Origin of the sequence: Hymenobacter antarcticus (assembly GCF_039539545.1) — a bacterium.
Lineage (GTDB): Bacteria > Bacteroidota > Bacteroidia > Cytophagales > Hymenobacteraceae > Hymenobacter > Hymenobacter antarcticus.
On record NZ_BAABDI010000002.1, the window covers coordinates 218929 to 234184 of the forward strand.

Genomic DNA, 15256 nt, shown 5'->3' on the forward strand with positions numbered 1-15256 from the left:
TTTTTTTTTGCTTCATCAGCGAGTTTTTTTGCGGAGTCTAGTTAATTATTAATGAGGTTGTTAACGATGCGGACAAGGATTAGCTAATTAAAAAAGTGCCATAAAAAATATTTTTCGTGCAAAAGAAATTATTGATTACGTTTGGTCCAGTCAATAGCACATAACCGGACCTCACGACTCATCTTTTCACCATTATCCCCAAACCCATGAAAAATTTCATCCTGGCCACTTGCTTTGCCGCGAGTGTTAGCGTTGCCCCGGTTGCCATGGCTGGCCCCGGCGACGGTTCTTACTCAAAGGCGATGATGACCCGCGCTACCACGCTCACCCGGGCGCTGGCGCAGCACATTCCTTTCAACGAGGCCCAGTACCTGGCCGTGAAGCAGCTGCACCTCGAAATGCTCACCGAGCGGCGTGACCTGGAGATTCTGCTCAACGGTGCCAGCGCCGAAGAGCGGGATTCCCGCTTGGCCATGGCCCAGATGCGCTACGAAAATGGGCTGGCCGACTTGCTCCGGCCCCAGCAGCTGCTGGCTTACCAGGCCCTGCGCACCAACTTTACCGCGCACCGCCTGAAATAGGGGAGGCCCTCCCCACCAGCCGGACACGAAAAAGCCCGCTCCATAGAGCGGGCTTTTTGTTTTTATGGAAATCAGCGGGCCTTTAGCGGGCGCTCATTTCTTTGTAGTCGCGCTCCAGCTCGCCGGTATAAATCTGGCGGGGACGGCCGATGGGCTCTTTGTTCTCGCGCATTTCCTTCCACTGGGCAATCCAGCCGGGCAGGCGGCCCAGGGCAAACATCACGGTGAACATCTCGGTGGGGATGCCCAGGGCTTTGTAGATGATGCCGGAGTAGAAATCGACGTTCGGGTAGAGCTTGCGCTCGATGAAATACTGGTCGGTGAGAGCGGCTTGCTCCAACTCCTGGGCGATTTTCAGCAGGGGGCTGTCCTGCAGGCCCAGGGCTTGCAGCACTTCGTCGGCCGCCTTCTTGATGATGGTAGCGCGGGGGTCGAAGTTTTTGTACACGCGGTGGCCGAAGCCCATGAGGCGGAACGAGTCGTCCTTGGATTTGGCCTTGTCAATCCACTTGCTGGTGTCGCCGCCGTCGGCCTCAATGGCTTCCAGCATTTCCACCACTTCCTGGTTGGCACCGCCGTGCAGAGGGCCCCACAGGGCATTGATGCCGGCCGAAACCGAGCCGTAGAGGCTGGCGTTGGCCGAGCCCACGAGGCGCACGGTGCTAGTGGAGCAGTTCTGCTCGTGGTCGGCGTGCAGGATGAGCAGCTTGTTGAGGGCACTCACCACGATGGGGTTAATTTCATACTTCTCGGTGGGGAAGCTGAACATCATGTACAGGAAGTTGGCGCAATAGTCGAGGTCGTTGCGCGGGTAGATGAGCGGGTGGCCCACCGAGTTTTTGTAGCTCCAGGCGGCGATGGTCGAAATCTTGGCCATGAGGCGCACGATGTTCAGGTCCAGCTCTTCCTTGCTGATTTCGGGCGCGATGCTCTTGGGGTAGAAGGCCGTCAGCGAGCAAATCAGCGACGACAAGATGCCCATGGGGTGGGCCGACGACGGGAAGCCGTCGAGAATCTTGCGGATATCCTCGTGGACGAGGGTATGCTGCGTGATTTGGTACTGGAAGTCCTTGAATTCTTTTTCCGTCGGCAGTGCGCCGTAAATCAGCAGGTAGGCAACTTCCAGAAAGCTCGACTTTTCGGCCAGCTGCTCAATGGGGTAGCCCCGGTAGCGCAGAATGCCTTCCTCGCCGTCGAGAAAGGTGATGGCGCTTTTGGTGGCACCGGTGTTTTTGTAGCCCGAATCAAGGGTAACGTAGCCGGTCTGGTCGCGCAGCTTACCGATATCAAACGCTTTTTCGTGTTCGGTGCCTTCGATAACGGGCAAGGTGATGGATTTGCCGTCGAGGATGAGTTCAGCAGTTTCTGCCATGGGCGGGAGGGATGAGAGGGAAATAGAGTGCGAAACTAAGCCATAGGCCGTAAGCCGGGAAATTTTTCGGCACTTTCAGGTACATTTCTTACTGGTAAAGTGGACCAGAAGTTTCCAAAATCGGCCTTGAGCTCGCCCGTTGGACGTTTGGTAACGTTTGCGAAGATTTCAGCAACTGTTGCCTGATGAAACGGCCAACCGAGCCTACTTGCCGATACAGAATTGGGTGAATATGCTGGTGAGCAGGTCTTCGGAGGAAATTTCGCCGGTAATCTCGCCCAGGGCCGCCAGGGCGTGGCGCAGGTCGGCGGCCAGCAACTCGGTGCCAAGGCCGGTGTCGAGGCCCGCCTGAACGGCGGCGAGGTGGCTCGCGGCGGTTTCCAGGGCGCGGGCGTGGCGCACGTTGGTTACGATGGTGGCCGAGGCGTTGTTTTCTAGGGCCGTGCCGCGCACCTGGCCCACCAGGGCAGCCTGCAGCGCTTCGAGGCCCTGATTCTGGCCGGCAGCCAGGAACACCAAAGGCATTTCGGAGAATTGATTGGTCTGGCTCGACCGAAACTCATTGCTGAAAGCGGCCATAGCCTCGGCCGACGCGAGGTCGGTTTTGTTGCCGACGGCCAGCACCGGCAAATCCAGGCCGGTGGTCAACTCCTGGATTTCGGCCCGCACTTCGGCCGGGCTTAGCTCCGTCAGGTCGAACAGGTAGAGCAACAGGGCTGCCTGGCGCACGCGCTGCCGGGTGCGGGCCACGCCAATGGCTTCCACTTCATCGGCCGGATTATCCCGCAGGCCGGCCGTGTCCACAAACCGAAACCGCAGGCTATCAATACTCACTTCGTCTTCGATGAAGTCGCGGGTGGTGCCAGGAATGGCCGAAACGATGGCGCGCTCCTCGCGCAGCAGCGCGTTCAGCAGTGTCGACTTGCCCGCATTGGGCCGGCCGGCGATGACGGCCGTGATGCCATTCTTAATAACATTGCCGAGCTCGAAGGAGCGGAGCAGGCCCGCGACCACGGCCCGCACTTCGGCCAGCAGGTGCGCCAGGCCGGTGCGGTCGGCAAACTCCACGTCCTCTTCCCCGAAATCCAGCTCCAGCTCCAGCAGCGCCGCGAACTTGATGAGCCGTCCCCGCAGCTCGCGCAGCTCCTGCGAGAAGCCGCCGCGCAGCTGGTTCAGGGCCACACGGTGGCTCAGGGCGGAGTCGGCGGCGATGAGGTCGGCTACGGCTTCGGCCTGGGCCAGGTCCATCGCGCCATTCAGGAAAGCACGCTTGGTGAACTCGCCGGCTTCGGCTAAGCGCGCTCCTTCGCGCAGCAGCGCGGCCAGCACCTGGCGTACCACGTAGTCGGAGCCGTGGCAGCTGATTTCGACCACGTCTTCGCGGGTGAAGGAGCGAGGGGCGCGGTAGAGGGCCGCCACTACTTCATCAAGGACTTCGCCGCTGCCGGGATTGCGCAGCGTGCCATAGTGCAGGGTGTGGCCGGCGGCCCGGGCAAAGCTCTGCTTGGAAAAGAGGGCCGCCGTGATGGCCACGGCGGCCGGCCCGGAAAGCCGCAGCACGGCCAGCGCGCCCGCCCCCGGCGGTGTTGATAGCGCGACGATGGTATCGGAGAAAAGCGGACTCATTCAGTGACAAACAAATTGCGGCTTACTTCGGCTGAAACAAGTACGCTTCGCTCGCGATTTATTCGGATTTCCAACGAGTTATCAAACGGCACCTTATCCAGTACTTCAATAGCCGCTCCCAGCTGAAGACCTACTTTGTCGAGGTATCGCAGGAAGGGTGCGGAGGTGTTTTTGACGGCGGCCAGGGTGCCGGTTTCGCTCATGTCCAGGTCGGCCAGCAGGCGGGTGGCGGGGCGGCGCACGGCCCCGTCCTCGGCCGGAATGGGGTCGCCGTGGGGGTCTAGGGCGGGGTAGCCCAGGAAGGCATCGAGCCGCCGCATGAGCAGCGGCGACTGCACGTGCTCCAGCTCCTCGGCCACCTCGTGCACCTCATCCCAATTGAAGCCAAGCTGCTGCACCAGAAATACCTCCCACAGCCGGTGCTTGCGGATGGTGAGCAGGGCCAGCCGCTGGCCTTCGGCAGTGAGCTGCACGCCGCGGTACTTCTCGTAATTCAGCAGCTGCTTGTCGGCTAGGCGGCGGAGCATGTCGGTGACCGAAGCGGCGCGGGTGGCCAGCGCGGCCGCGATGCGGTTGGTACTTACCCCCGTGGATTCCGGCTCGGCTTCGGCCAGCTTATAAATGGCTTTGAGGTAGTTTTCCTCGGTTTGGCTGGGCATCAGGTGAGTTAAAAGTTGAGAGTTAAAAGTGAGAAAGATGGAGCTAATGGCCGTGTTTTAACTTTTAACTCTCAACTTTTAACTTTAAATAACTACCATTTTATCAGAGCCGAGGCCCAGGTGAAGCCGGAGCCGAAGGCGGCCAGGCACACCAGGTCGCCGCGCTTGATTTTGCCTTCCTGCACGGCCTCGCTCAGGGCCAGGGGCACCGACGCGGCGGTGGTGTTGCCGTAGCGCTGAATATTGCTGAAAATCTTGTCGTCGCTCAGGCCCATTTTCTGCTGCACGTACTGCGTGATGCGCAGGTTGGCCTGGTGCGGAATGAGCATGTCGATATCGGACGACTGCAGGCCGTTCTGGTCCAGCGCCTCTTTGATGACCTGCGGAAAGCGCACCACGGCGTGCTTGAACACGTTCTGGCCGTTCATGTAGGGGTACAGCTCGGGCTTGTTATTCATGATGTACTCGATGCGGTTTTCGCGGTTCGAGCTGGGTTCGCGCACGATGAGCTCCTCGGCGTGCTCGCCCTGTGAATGCAGGTGGGTGCTGAGGATGCCCTGGCCGTCCTGGGTGCTGGGCCGGAGCACCACGGCACCCGCGCCATCGCCGAAAATAACCGAAACTCCGCGGCCTTCCGGCGACTTATCGAGGCCCGAGGAGTGGATTTCAGAGCCCACTACCAGCACCGTGTCGTACATGCCGGTGCGGATGAACTGGTCGGCCACCGAGAGGGCGTAGATGAAGCCAGAGCACTGGTTGCGCACATCCAGCGCCGGGCAGTTGTTGGTCATGCCCAGCTCGCGCTGCAGCAGTACCCCCGAGCCGGGAAAGAAATAATCGGGGGAGAGCGTGGCAAACACAATCAGCTGCACGTCGTTGGGCTGCACGCCGGCCATTTCCAGGGCTTTGCGCGAGGCGTTGGCCCCCATGTTGGCGGTGGTGTCCTTGCCTTCCTCAAACCAGCGGCGCTCCTGAATGCCGGTGCGCTCCTGAATCCAGGCATCGGAGGTGTTCATCACCGGTTCCAGTTCGGCGTTTGTAACCACCCGGCTCGGGACGTAGTGGCCGACTCCGGCAATGTAAGAATGACGTAAAGTTGCCATGAATAGGGAAGATGAGTGGGATTTCGTGGGGGGTAAGCAAGGCGCAAAACAAGTCGGCACCCAATGAATTCAGCGGTGCGCGATTGGCGCAAAATGGGGCGCAAAGGTGGCAGTTTTAAAGAGAGAATCCAGCAAAAGCCACAATTTTTTGCCTTCCGGTTCCCATAGTACGTCGCCAGGCACGCCCTGGGGGTAAAAAACGGTGCCCCGCAACCGGGCCGCCAGCATTGCTCCCGCCTCCGGACGCGTGAAATCCAGCGAAAGTCCCGCCCCGTGGCGGCTGAGCAATTCCTGCCACAAGGCGTTGGGCGAGGCCACGACCGGCAGGCCGTGGGCCAGGTACTCAAATAGCTTGGTGGGCCGGCAGCGTTCCGTGCTGGGGTGGGGCCGGTAGGGCAGCAGCCCCACATGGCTGCGGCTTATTTCGGCTACGATGTGGCGGTGCGACACGGCCTGCCCACCGCCGATGAGCGTGAGCCAGACCGGATGCCGGGCTACCACGGCCTCCAACTGGGCGAGCAGCGCCGGCTGCTGGCAAAATCCGATGATGGTCAGGTGAGCTCCGCCGGGCCAGGCGGCATGCAGGCCCCGGGCCAGGTCGATGGCTTCCCACACGCCGTTCAGCTCCGAGATAGTGCCCGAATAGAGCAGCCGCAACGGCTCGGCTGGTGGTGGTAGCGGCTGTGGCTGGCTGCGTAATGCCTCGCCCTCGGCGGGCTGATACTTATTTTCGAGGACGAGCACGCGGTTGGCTGGCTGCTCGTGCAGAAACGGTAGCTCGCTGGCGTAGCTGGCTTCGGCTAGTAGCAGGCCACCGGCCCGGCGGGCCGCCAGGGTCTCTACCCAGCGCAGCCCCGCCGCCAGCCAGCGCCGCGTCCGGCCCCGATAGACCTGCTGCGTGCTCACATTCAGGGCGTAATTCTCCCGGATGTCGTACAGAAACTGCCGTTGCCGACCCACTATCTGCCACAACATCGTGAGCGGCAGCAGCTCCGGCGCATGCACTATTACCAACGCCGGCCGCAGGCGTTGCAGCAGTCGCCAGTAGCGCCACTGCGCCGCCAGTCGGGTCAGACTCAGGCGGGAGCCGCTGAAGATAGGATGCTGCTGAACGCCGGTTGCCGAACCAACAGCGCCGGCCGGGCCGGCCGCCCGGCCGGCCACATGCACCCGCGTACCGAGCCGGCTGCTGAGGGTGCGCGCAAACTTGCCGTGCATGCGGGTATCATCCACCGGCTTGAGGACGGAGGCCAGCAGCACCACTAAATTGGAAGAATCAGAGCCAAGCACGGGCCAAAGATGCTAGTTTTGCTGTTTCCAACGAGCCGCGCGGTTCTGCGCAGGCTTTTTTTATCGATTATTTTTCCGTTTTAACATGGCTGATTTGCAAACCCAAATTGAAGCTGCCTGGGCCGACCGCGCCCTGCTCCAAACGCCCGAAACCAAAGCCGCCATCGAGCATGTCATCGAGGAGCTGGATAAGGGCCGTTTGCGCGTAGCGACCCCACCCACCGAAGACGGCGGCGAGTGGACCATCAACGAATGGGTGAAAAAGGCCGTCATTCTCTACTTCCCGCTGCGGCAGATGAGCACCCAGGAAGTAGGGCCCTTCGAGTACCACGACAAAATGCTGCTCAAAACCGACTACGCCGGCCAGCAGGTGCGCGTGGTGCCGCCGGCCGTGGCCCGCTACGGCTCATTTCTGGCCCCCGGCGTCATCCTCATGCCCAGCTACACCAACATTGGGGCCTACGTGGGCGAAGGCACCATGGTGGACACTTGGGCCACCGTGGGCAGCTGCGCCCAGGTGGGCAAAGGGGTGCACCTGAGCGGCGGCGTGGGCCTGGGCGGCGTGCTGGAGCCCGTGCAGGCGGCTCCCGTTATCATCGAGGACGGGGCCTTCATCGGCTCGCGCAGCATTCTGGTCGAAGGCTGCCGCATCGGCAAGGAGGCGGTGATTGGCGCGGGCGTCACTATCACCGGCAGCACTAAAATTATCGATGTCACGGGCCCCGAGCCTAAGGAGTACCGGGGCTACGTGCCCCCGCGCTCCGTGGTCATTCCGGGCTCCATTCCCAAGCAGTTTCCGGCCGGAATCTACCAGGTTCCCTGCGCCCTTATTATCGGTCAGCGCAAGCCGAGCACGGACTTAAAAACGAGTCTGAACGACGCACTGCGGGACTTTGGGGTGAGTGTCTGAACCGCGGATTTATCGGATTTAGCGGATTAGTCGGATTTCGTGGCTGGCTTTTTGCCGGCACCAAAAGGGCTGCTTAAGCACCTGCAATAGAAAAGGCTGCCTGATAGGCAGCCTTTTCTATTGATTTTATTTCGATAGTCGACCACAAAATCCGACTAATCCGCTAAATCCGATAAATCCGCGGTTCAGACAGCCTTCAGCTTATCGCCAAACAGGGCCTTCACCTTGTCCACCTTGGGCCGGGCCACAAACTGGCAGTAGGGCTCGTGGCCGTGCAGGTTGAAGTAGTTCTGGTGGTAATTCTCAGCCGGGAAGAATTCCGGGGCGGCCGTGATTTCCGTCACCACGGGGTCGGGGAAGGCGTGGCCGTCGTTGAGCTTCTTCTTGTATTCTTCGGCGAGCTGCTTTTGCTCGTCATTGTGGTAATAAATGACCGAGCGGTACTGCGTGCCGGCATCGGCTCCCTGGCGGTTGGGGGTGGTGGGGTCGTGGGTTTTCCAGAAAATCTCCAGCAGCTCCGTGTAGGTAATCACGGCCGGGTCGAAGGTGATGTCAATGACTTCGGCGTGGCCCGTGAGGCCGCTGCAAACTTCTTTGTAGGTCGGGTTTCTGTTGCGGCCACCGGCGTAGCCGGATACCACCTTTTCAACGCCTTTCAGATTCTGGAATACGGCTTCGACGCACCAGAAGCAGCCGGCTCCGAATGTTGCTTGTTGCATGGGTAGGGAAATAAGTAGTTGATTGTGGTAACAACGCGGTAGACGTAGCGGAGGTTATTTCCTTACAAGCCGCGTTACGCAGCGAGTACGTCGCGCCTGCTTCTGCGCCTCCGGAAGTGGGCCGCGAGCACTCGCTGTCCGCTCCCGAATTATCAGGAGCCACCAGCGAGCACTCGCGGCCCACTTCCGGCTTATCAAAAGCCGCCCGCGAGTACTCGCGGCTAATTTCCGGCTCATCAAAAACCGCAAACGAGTACTCGCGGCTCGCTCCCTCTAAATCCAAAAGCCGCCCGCGAGTACTCGCGGACGGCTTTTGGATTTTCAAATTCGAAATAAGCCTACTTACGGAACCGCTCGGCTACCACCAGCTCCTTCGAGCCGGCGGTGTACTGGTAGAAGCCTTCGCCCGACTTCGCGCCCAGGCGGCCGGCCATCACCATGTTCACCAGCAGGGGGCACGGCGCGTATTTGGGGTTGCCAAAACCGTCGTGCAGCACGCGCAAAATGGCCAGACACACATCCAGGCCAATAAAATCGGCCAGTTGGAGCGGGCCCATGGGGTGGGCCATGCCCAGTTTCATGACGGTATCAATCTCCTCCACGCCAGCCACGCCTTCGAAAAGCGAGATGATGGCCTCGTTAATCATGGGCATGAGAATGCGGTTGGCCACGAAACCGGGGTAGTCGTTCACCTCAGTGGGAGTTTTGCCGAGCTGGCGAGATAGGTCCATGACCTTGGCCGTTACGGCATCGGACGTGGCGTAGCCCCGAATGACTTCCACCAGCTTCATCACCGGCACGGGGTTCATAAAGTGCATGCCAATCACCTGCTGCGGGCGCTTGGTCACGGCCGCAATTTTGGTAATGGAAATCGACGACGTGTTCGACGCCAGAATGGCTTCGGCAGGCGCGTATTGGTCGAGGTCGCGGAAGATTTGCAGCTTCAGGTCCACGTTTTCGGTGGCGGCTTCCACTACCAGACCAGCGCCGACGACGCCGGCTTCTATCGACGTGTAGGTCTTTACGCGGCCCAGCGTAGCGGCTTTGTCATCCTCGCTCAGGGCGGCTTTGGCCACCTGGCGGTCCAGATTTTTGGTGATGGTGGCCAGGGCCCGGTCCAGGGCGGGCTGGTTAATATCGATGAGGGCGACGGAAAAACCGTGTTGCGCAAAAACGTGGGCAATGCCATTGCCCATGGTGCCGGAGCCAATAACGGCGACGTTCATAACTAGCGGAAAAAGAGTGGATGAGAGGTAAAAATAGCGGCATCGCTGCCCCAGCAACAAAGCTACGCCGCTATTGGTGATGACGGAATTTGTTTAGCCAAGGCCAAAATTTTTACCAATAATGATATCCTTTTGCAAAGGGGGGCGTAGAAGGCTACAGAAACTCTTCACCCATCTTTCACTTTTCTCACATCTTCTCGCCATGGGCAACCTGCTGTACATCATCGCCGTCATCCTAATCATTCTTTGGTTGGTAGGCCTACTGGGCTTCAATAGCTTTGGTATGGGCAATATCATTCACGTATTGCTGGTAATTGCCATTATCGCCGTATTGCTCCGCGTTATCAGCGGCCGAAAGCCAATCTAGTAAGCCTTAGCTTAACTAAAAAACACAAAGAAGCCGGGCTGAATTTCAGCCCGGCTTCTTTGTGTTTGGGGTTCTCCGAAACCCTTACTTTCCAATATTAAAGAGGAGACTAAAACGCAGGTTGAAACCCGGATACAGCGAGAATACCGAACTCCCAAAATTGTATAGGCCCACGATATCAACCGCTGTTTTATCGCCAAAATAGGAGCGGTAGCCGATGCCCGCCAAAGGCGAGGTCACGCTTTTGCGAATCTTAACCAAATAGTTCTGCGAATCATAACCGGCCAATTGGGCATCCGTCACCTCGTACTCGGCATGAATAAAAAACTCTTTGTAGACGATGTATTGCGCAAAAACCTTGAATCCCAGGCTGCTGCTCGAAAGGCTGTTTGAGCCACTCTTGGTGAGGCTGCCGTTGGGGGTGGGGTAGTTGCCGCCATAGGAGTTGAAAAAAGCTTCGGGCGAGAGGGAGTAGTTATTGTAGGAGTAGGAAACGCCGGGACCGATGGCAAACTTATCGGTGAGGCGGTAGCCCAGGGCCGGTGCCAGGCTGACGTTGAAGTTGCTGATTCCGCTCACCGAGTTGAACCCCAGGCCCAGGTTAGTGTACAGAAACTTGCGGGAGGGCGGCTGCGTCTCCACGCCCCCGGCCTTGGTATTCGACCGGTTGGGGAAATCCATGCCCGATGGGGCGTTGGGTGTGGGTGGCGCGGCCGGCACTGCTTCCCGAACCTCAGGCTCCGTGGCGGGCGTGGGGGCAGGAGTGGGCTCCACGGGGCGTGCCGGCGGCGGCGGGGGCAGGCCGGGAGGGGCCGTGTTCAGCACCGGCTTGTCCTGCGCCCGCACCGATAGCGTGGGTAGGGCGGTCACGCCAGCAAGCAGCAGCAAGGGCAACAAATGACGTTTCATGGGCCGGAAAGGCTAAGGGTGGGGGGAAATTAGGATACGAGCTTGTACATCTTCTGACGCTGCGCCTTGAGCGTCTCGTCGGCCAGGTACTCTTCGTAGTTCATGCGCCGGTCGATGATGCCATCGGGCGTGAGCTCGATAATACGATTGGCCACGGTATCGATGAATTGCAGGTCGTGCGAGGCAAAAAGCAGCGAGCCGGGGTAGTCGCGCAGGGCGTTGTTCAGGGCCGTGATGCTTTCCAGGTCCAAATGGTTGGTTGGGTCATCGAGTACCTGCACGTTGCCGCCTTGCAGCATCATTTTCGAGAGCATGCAGCGTACTTTCTCGCCGCCGCTCAATACGTTGCTTTTCTTCTGCGACTCTTCGCCCGAAAACAGCATCCGGCCCAGGAAGCCCCGGATAAAGCTCTCGTCTTTTTCTTCCGAATACTGCCGTAGCCAGTCCACCAGGTTCAATTCGCCCGATTGGAAGAAGTCGTTGTTTTCCTTCGGAAAGTAGCTTGGCGTGATGGTGGTGCCCCATTTCACGTCGCCGGTACCCGGCGTCGCTTCGCCAAACAGGATGTCGAACAGGAGCGAGGCGGCGCGGTCGTCGCGGCCCACGATGGCCACCTTGTCCTTTTTATCCAGGGTGAAGCTCACGTTCTTGAAAATCGTCTGGCCGTCGACTTTGGCGCTCAGGTTTTCCACGGTCAGGAGCTGGTTGCCGGGCTCGCGGTCCGATTTGAAGGCGATGTACGGGTAGCGGCGCGAGCTGGGCTTGATGTCCTCCAGCGTCAGCTTTTGCAGCAGCTTCTGGCGGCTGGTGGCCTGCTTCGATTTCGAGGCGTTGGCCGAGAAGCGGCGCACGAATTCTTCGAGTTCCTTGCGGCGGTCCTCAGTTTTCTTGTTGGCGTCCTGGCGCTGGCGCAGCACCATCTGGCTGCTTTCGTACCAGAAAGTGTAGTTGCCGGGGTACATCGTGATTTTGCCGAAATCCAGGTCCGCCATGTAGTTGCACACGGCGTCGAGGAAGTGGCGGTCGTGGCTCACCACAATCACCGTATTCTGAAACGAGTCGAGGAAATTCTCCAGCCAGAGCACGCTCTCGGCATCGAGGTTGTTGGTGGGTTCGTCGAGCAGCAGCACGTCGGGGTTGCCAAAAAGGGCTTGCGCAAGCAGCACGCGCACTTTTTCGCTGGCCCCCAGGTCCGCCATCAGGCTGTAGTGCTTGTCTTCCACGATGCCGAGGCCGGAGAGCAGCTCAGCGGCCTCATACTCGGCGTTCCAGCCTTCGAGGTCGGCAAACTCGCCTTCGAGCACGGCGGCCCGCTCGCCGTCGGCATCCGTGAAGTCGGCCTTGGCGTAGAGCGCGTCTTTCTCGGTCATCACCGCATACAGGCGCTGGTGGCCCTGAATCACGGTCTGGAGCACCGGCTGCTCGTCGTAGGCGAACTGATTCTGCTTCAGCACGGCCAGGCGCTGGCCGGCCGGCATCTCCACCGAGCCGGTATTGGGCTCCAGCTCGCCGGAGAGTATTTTCAGGAACGTGGATTTACCCGCGCCGTTGGCCCCAATGAGGCCATAGCAGTTGCCAGGCAGGAATTTAGCGGTAACGTCTTCAAACAGGATGCGCTTGCCGTAGCGCAGGCTCACATTGGTGGTCGAAATCATTCAGTCAGAAAATAGTAGCAGACAACTGCCGCGCACAAACGCCCGGCAAGCCCCAAAATTACGCAACAGGACCCGGGCCGTAATCCCGCCCCGCAAACTTGTTGCCCGGGCCGCGGAAATTAACTAAATAGCACTGGAAATAGTGCCCAAAACAGCCAGCCCTGGCTGCCTGTCTTAAAACCACCGGGCTCTATTCGCGTTTAATCAGGCAGCGCCCTACTCAGGGGGCTACCGCCAAGCCACTTGGGCTGGCTACTCTGTTAACACTTTTCATTTACTTCCTGAGCCATGTTAGACCAGAAATTGAGTTTCGAAGCCAATGCCATCCGAATGGGGGGGCTCACCGCCGCCGCGCTTATCGGGTACACCGGCCTGGCCGCCGTCGCAGGTTTTCTCGACCAGATTGAGGCTGGCACGCTCGATATCGTCATTCTTGCCGTGGGCGTGGTGCTCGCCATCAAGCGCTACAGGAGCGCCAAAGGTGACCATATGTCGTACCTCAACGGCTTTGGCACTGGCATCCTCACGGCGTTAATTGCTTCGTTTTCGCTGGGCGTATTCTTCTGGCTGCTGGGCGGCGTCAGTCAGAGTGTCGTGCAGGAAATTGAAGCCCGCGACCTGTTCGGAGCCGACCTCGGCGTGCTCATCGGGGGGCTGGGTATCATTCTGCTGGGCACCATGACGGGGGTTATCGTGTCGCTGATTGCCATGCAGTACTTTAAAAGCCCTGAGCACCAGCCCATCGTGAAGATGGAGTAAGCAGGCAGAAGCTCCCTGCGAATTACTTAAACAGCCCTCTCGGGGGCTGTTTTTTTTGCCCGGTTTACAATCTTCAAGGACTATATTTCGTTTTTTTATAAAAAAAATCAGACATTTTAGAAACTAAACGGTACCTTGCACTCGTTCAAGGGCAAGTTAATACGTTCTTCCTGCTAAAAAATAACAGTTATGTGCAAATTATATCCCGTGGCTTTCTCCTTGCTGCTTGCACTCGCATCCTTCTCGGCGCAGGCCCAAATGAGTGACCGCCTAGCCGAACATCCCACTCATCGCAAGGCCCCGGTTGTGGATGCACAGGCCATGACCCGCGAAATGACCAACCGGCTGCACCTCAACGAGGGGCAGTTCCTGAAGCTGCTGCCTATCAACCGGACCAAGCTCATCGGTCTGAGGAGCATCAACCGCGAGTACAAAAACGATGAGGCTACCCGCAATGCGAAAACGGCCGAGCTTGAGGCCCAGTACGAGCAGGAATGCGGCCGGATTCTGACGCCTTCGCAGCTCAGCCAGCTGCAGCAGCGCAACAACCAGCCGGCCACCGAGCCGAACAACTCCGGAAGCGGCCTGGGCTAAACGCGCCAGCTTCAACACAATAAAAAAACCCGTCATTGGCCTGACGGGTTTTTTTGTGTCGTTATAACATAGCAAACGCGTTTACAACGGTTTGGCTGGGGTCAGGGGGTCGGTCAGCACTTCGGTCACGGTGCCCAGCGCACCAAAGCGCAGGCTGATGCACGCGGCCCCCGAGCGGGCGTGGCGGCCCTGGCATTGGGTGCCCGGCTCGAGGTAGTAATAGTATACTTTTTCGGTGTTGGCGCGCAGCTCTTCCTCATCGGGCGGGCCCAATAAGGCCGTTACATCGTCGGCGCGGGCGTCGTAGAGGCGCTCACGGTTGCGGGCCAGGACGGGCACGGCGGCCCGGCGCTGGTCGCGGCAGGCATAGGGGTCGGCACGCCACGCGGCGGCATCGAAGCCCGGAAGATTGGGCAGGGCGTGGCCGCAACCGGCCAGCAGGCCAAGGCACACTGCCACCACGGCCAGGCGGCAAAATTGGGGAAAATAGGATATTAACATTGTTGGAAAAAATGCGAAATGCCGCTGAATCGCTGAGCAACCGCCGAAATTAAGCACTATTTTTGGCTCGATATTGTATACTGCTCACTTCGGGATATTCCGCAAACCATTTTCTTCCTTTGCCGATGACGCCTGAAAAGGTTGTTTTAACCGGATTGCTGTCGCTCATGCTGGCGCTTCCCGCGCAGCTGGGGGCCCAGGTGATTGCGCCCAAAGCCATGGCTACGCTGCCGCCGGCTGCCCGGCAGGCCTACTACCAAACGGCTTTTGAGCAGCAAGCCGCGCAGCTGTATGCCAAAATGGGGCTGGGTGCGGCGGGCTTGCCCCTGGGCGTGTTTCGGGAGGGGCTGGTGGGCTACTACAACCTGCGCGGAGCCGGCAAGCGGCCCGGCACCCCGCCGGTGCTCACCCTGATTGACTTCAGCAAATCAAGCCAGCAAAAACGACTGTGGGTGATAAACGTGGAGAAGGCCAAAGTGCTGTTTCACACGCTGGTGGCCCATGGCAAGGCGAGTGGGGCCGATGTTCCGCTGGCTTTTTCGAACCGGGGCGGCTCCGAGATGAGCAGCCTGGGATTTTACCGCACCGCGCCAAGTACTTACAACGGTAAGCACGGCCTTTCGCTCAAAATCATGGGCCTCGACCCCGGCTTCAATACCAACGCCGAAAGCCGGGCCGTGGTGGTACACGGGGCCGAGTACGTATGCGAGGATTTTGTGAAAGCGCACGGCCGCCTGGGCCGCAGCCAGGGCTGCCCGGCCCTGCCCGTGGCCGAAACGGCCGCCATCGTGCGGGCCATTCAGGGGGGAAGCGTGCTGTACCTGCATGGGCCGGCGCAGGCGGGCTACCGGTCGCAGTGGCTGAACGTGGCCGGGGCGGCTGCAGCCTTCGCGGGCACGCGCTTCCCGGGATAGCCGGCGGGGGAAATAACCAGAAATGAAAGTGTGCGTTAAAAGCGCTGTCGGCCGTTCCGGGATGGAAGGGG

At 59.5% G+C, this 15256-nt stretch carries 16 protein-coding genes; 6 read left to right on the top strand and 10 right to left on the bottom strand.

What is annotated here, in order from left to right; genetic code table 11:
* Window positions 1-206 precede the first annotated feature (206 nt).
* The gene (locus ABD819_RS02845) at window positions 207-581 is read left to right on the top strand and encodes a hypothetical protein (protein WP_345120755.1); all 375 of its coding nucleotides are present in this window, start codon (window positions 207-209) and stop codon (window positions 579-581) included.
* An 82-nt stretch (window positions 582-663) separates the two neighbouring features.
* Here ABD819_RS02845 and ABD819_RS02850 read toward each other — a convergent pair whose 3' ends face one another.
* The 5 genes from ABD819_RS02850 to ABD819_RS02870 all read right to left on the bottom strand — a co-directional run bounded on the left by ABD819_RS02850 (window position 664) and on the right by ABD819_RS02870 (window position 6631).
* Complete coding sequence (locus ABD819_RS02850; protein ID WP_345120757.1) at window positions 664-1953, bottom strand: citrate synthase; 1290 nt, start codon at window positions 1951-1953, stop codon at window positions 664-666.
* 204 nt (window positions 1954-2157) lie between these two features.
* Window positions 2158-3579: a tRNA uridine-5-carboxymethylaminomethyl(34) synthesis GTPase MnmE gene (gene mnmE / locus ABD819_RS02855; protein ID WP_345120759.1), complete on the bottom strand. Its 1422-nt coding sequence runs from the start codon at window positions 3577-3579 to the stop codon at window positions 2158-2160.
* Entirely contained in the window at window positions 3576-4238 is a 663-nt protein-coding gene (locus tag ABD819_RS02860; RefSeq protein ID WP_345120761.1) for a metal-dependent transcriptional regulator, read from the bottom strand. Before ABD819_RS02860 ends, mnmE begins: the two co-directional genes overlap by 4 nt.
* A gap of 92 nt (window positions 4239-4330) precedes the next feature.
* On the bottom strand, window positions 4331-5341 hold the full coding sequence (locus ABD819_RS02865) for a 3-oxoacyl-ACP synthase III family protein (protein ID WP_345120764.1): 1011 nt from the start codon (window positions 5339-5341) through the stop codon (window positions 4331-4333).
* 69 nt (window positions 5342-5410) lie between these two features.
* Window positions 5411-6631, bottom strand: a complete 1221-nt coding sequence (locus tag ABD819_RS02870) for a glycosyltransferase family protein (protein ID WP_345120766.1) — start codon at window positions 6629-6631, stop codon at window positions 5411-5413.
* An 85-nt stretch (window positions 6632-6716) separates the two neighbouring features.
* On the opposite strand from ABD819_RS02870, the gene ABD819_RS02875 reads away from it, so the two are divergent.
* Window positions 6717-7541: a 2,3,4,5-tetrahydropyridine-2,6-dicarboxylate N-succinyltransferase gene (locus ABD819_RS02875; protein ID WP_345120768.1), complete on the top strand. Its 825-nt coding sequence runs from the start codon at window positions 6717-6719 to the stop codon at window positions 7539-7541.
* A gap of 185 nt (window positions 7542-7726) precedes the next feature.
* Here ABD819_RS02875 and msrA read toward each other — a convergent pair whose 3' ends face one another.
* Window positions 7727-8260 (bottom strand): peptide-methionine (S)-S-oxide reductase MsrA, encoded by a 534-nt coding sequence (gene msrA / locus ABD819_RS02880; RefSeq protein WP_345120770.1) that lies wholly within the window; start codon window positions 8258-8260, stop codon window positions 7727-7729.
* 338 nt (window positions 8261-8598) lie between these two features.
* On the bottom strand, window positions 8599-9486 hold the full coding sequence (locus ABD819_RS02885) for a 3-hydroxybutyryl-CoA dehydrogenase (RefSeq protein WP_345120772.1): 888 nt from the start codon (window positions 9484-9486) through the stop codon (window positions 8599-8601).
* A 202-nt stretch (window positions 9487-9688) separates the two neighbouring features.
* Here ABD819_RS02885 and ABD819_RS02890 point away from each other — a divergent pair, with 202 nt between their 5' ends.
* Window positions 9689-9853 carry a lmo0937 family membrane protein gene (locus ABD819_RS02890; RefSeq protein WP_345120774.1) on the top strand — a complete coding sequence of 55 codons (165 nt, stop codon included), beginning with the start codon at window positions 9689-9691 and terminating at the stop codon, window positions 9851-9853.
* 84 nt (window positions 9854-9937) lie between these two features.
* Here the strand turns inward: ABD819_RS02890 and ABD819_RS02895 are convergent, their stop codons facing one another.
* Both ABD819_RS02895 and ABD819_RS02900 read right to left on the bottom strand, forming a co-directional pair.
* Window positions 9938-10762: a hypothetical protein gene (locus ABD819_RS02895; RefSeq protein WP_345120776.1), complete on the bottom strand. Its 825-nt coding sequence runs from the start codon at window positions 10760-10762 to the stop codon at window positions 9938-9940.
* Window positions 10763-10791: 29 nt separating this feature from the next.
* Window positions 10792-12417 (bottom strand): ABC-F family ATP-binding cassette domain-containing protein, encoded by a 1626-nt coding sequence (locus ABD819_RS02900; protein WP_345120778.1) that lies wholly within the window; start codon window positions 12415-12417, stop codon window positions 10792-10794.
* 288 nt (window positions 12418-12705) lie between these two features.
* On the opposite strand from ABD819_RS02900, the gene ABD819_RS02905 reads away from it, so the two are divergent.
* Complete coding sequence (locus ABD819_RS02905; RefSeq protein WP_345120780.1) at window positions 12706-13176, top strand: DUF4199 family protein; 471 nt, start codon at window positions 12706-12708, stop codon at window positions 13174-13176.
* A 258-nt stretch (window positions 13177-13434) separates the two neighbouring features.
* The gene (locus ABD819_RS02910; RefSeq protein WP_345120782.1) at window positions 13435-13770 is read left to right on the top strand and encodes a hypothetical protein; all 336 of its coding nucleotides are present in this window, start codon (window positions 13435-13437) and stop codon (window positions 13768-13770) included.
* Between the two features lie 81 nt (window positions 13771-13851).
* On the opposite strand, the gene ABD819_RS02915 is transcribed toward ABD819_RS02910, so the two are convergent.
* Window positions 13852-14271 (bottom strand): hypothetical protein, encoded by a 420-nt coding sequence (locus ABD819_RS02915; protein WP_345120784.1) that lies wholly within the window; start codon window positions 14269-14271, stop codon window positions 13852-13854.
* A gap of 125 nt (window positions 14272-14396) precedes the next feature.
* Here ABD819_RS02915 and ABD819_RS02920 point away from each other — a divergent pair, with 125 nt between their 5' ends.
* Window positions 14397-15185, top strand: a complete 789-nt coding sequence (locus ABD819_RS02920; protein ID WP_345120786.1) for a murein L,D-transpeptidase catalytic domain family protein — start codon at window positions 14397-14399, stop codon at window positions 15183-15185.
* Window positions 15186-15256 lie beyond the last annotated feature (71 nt).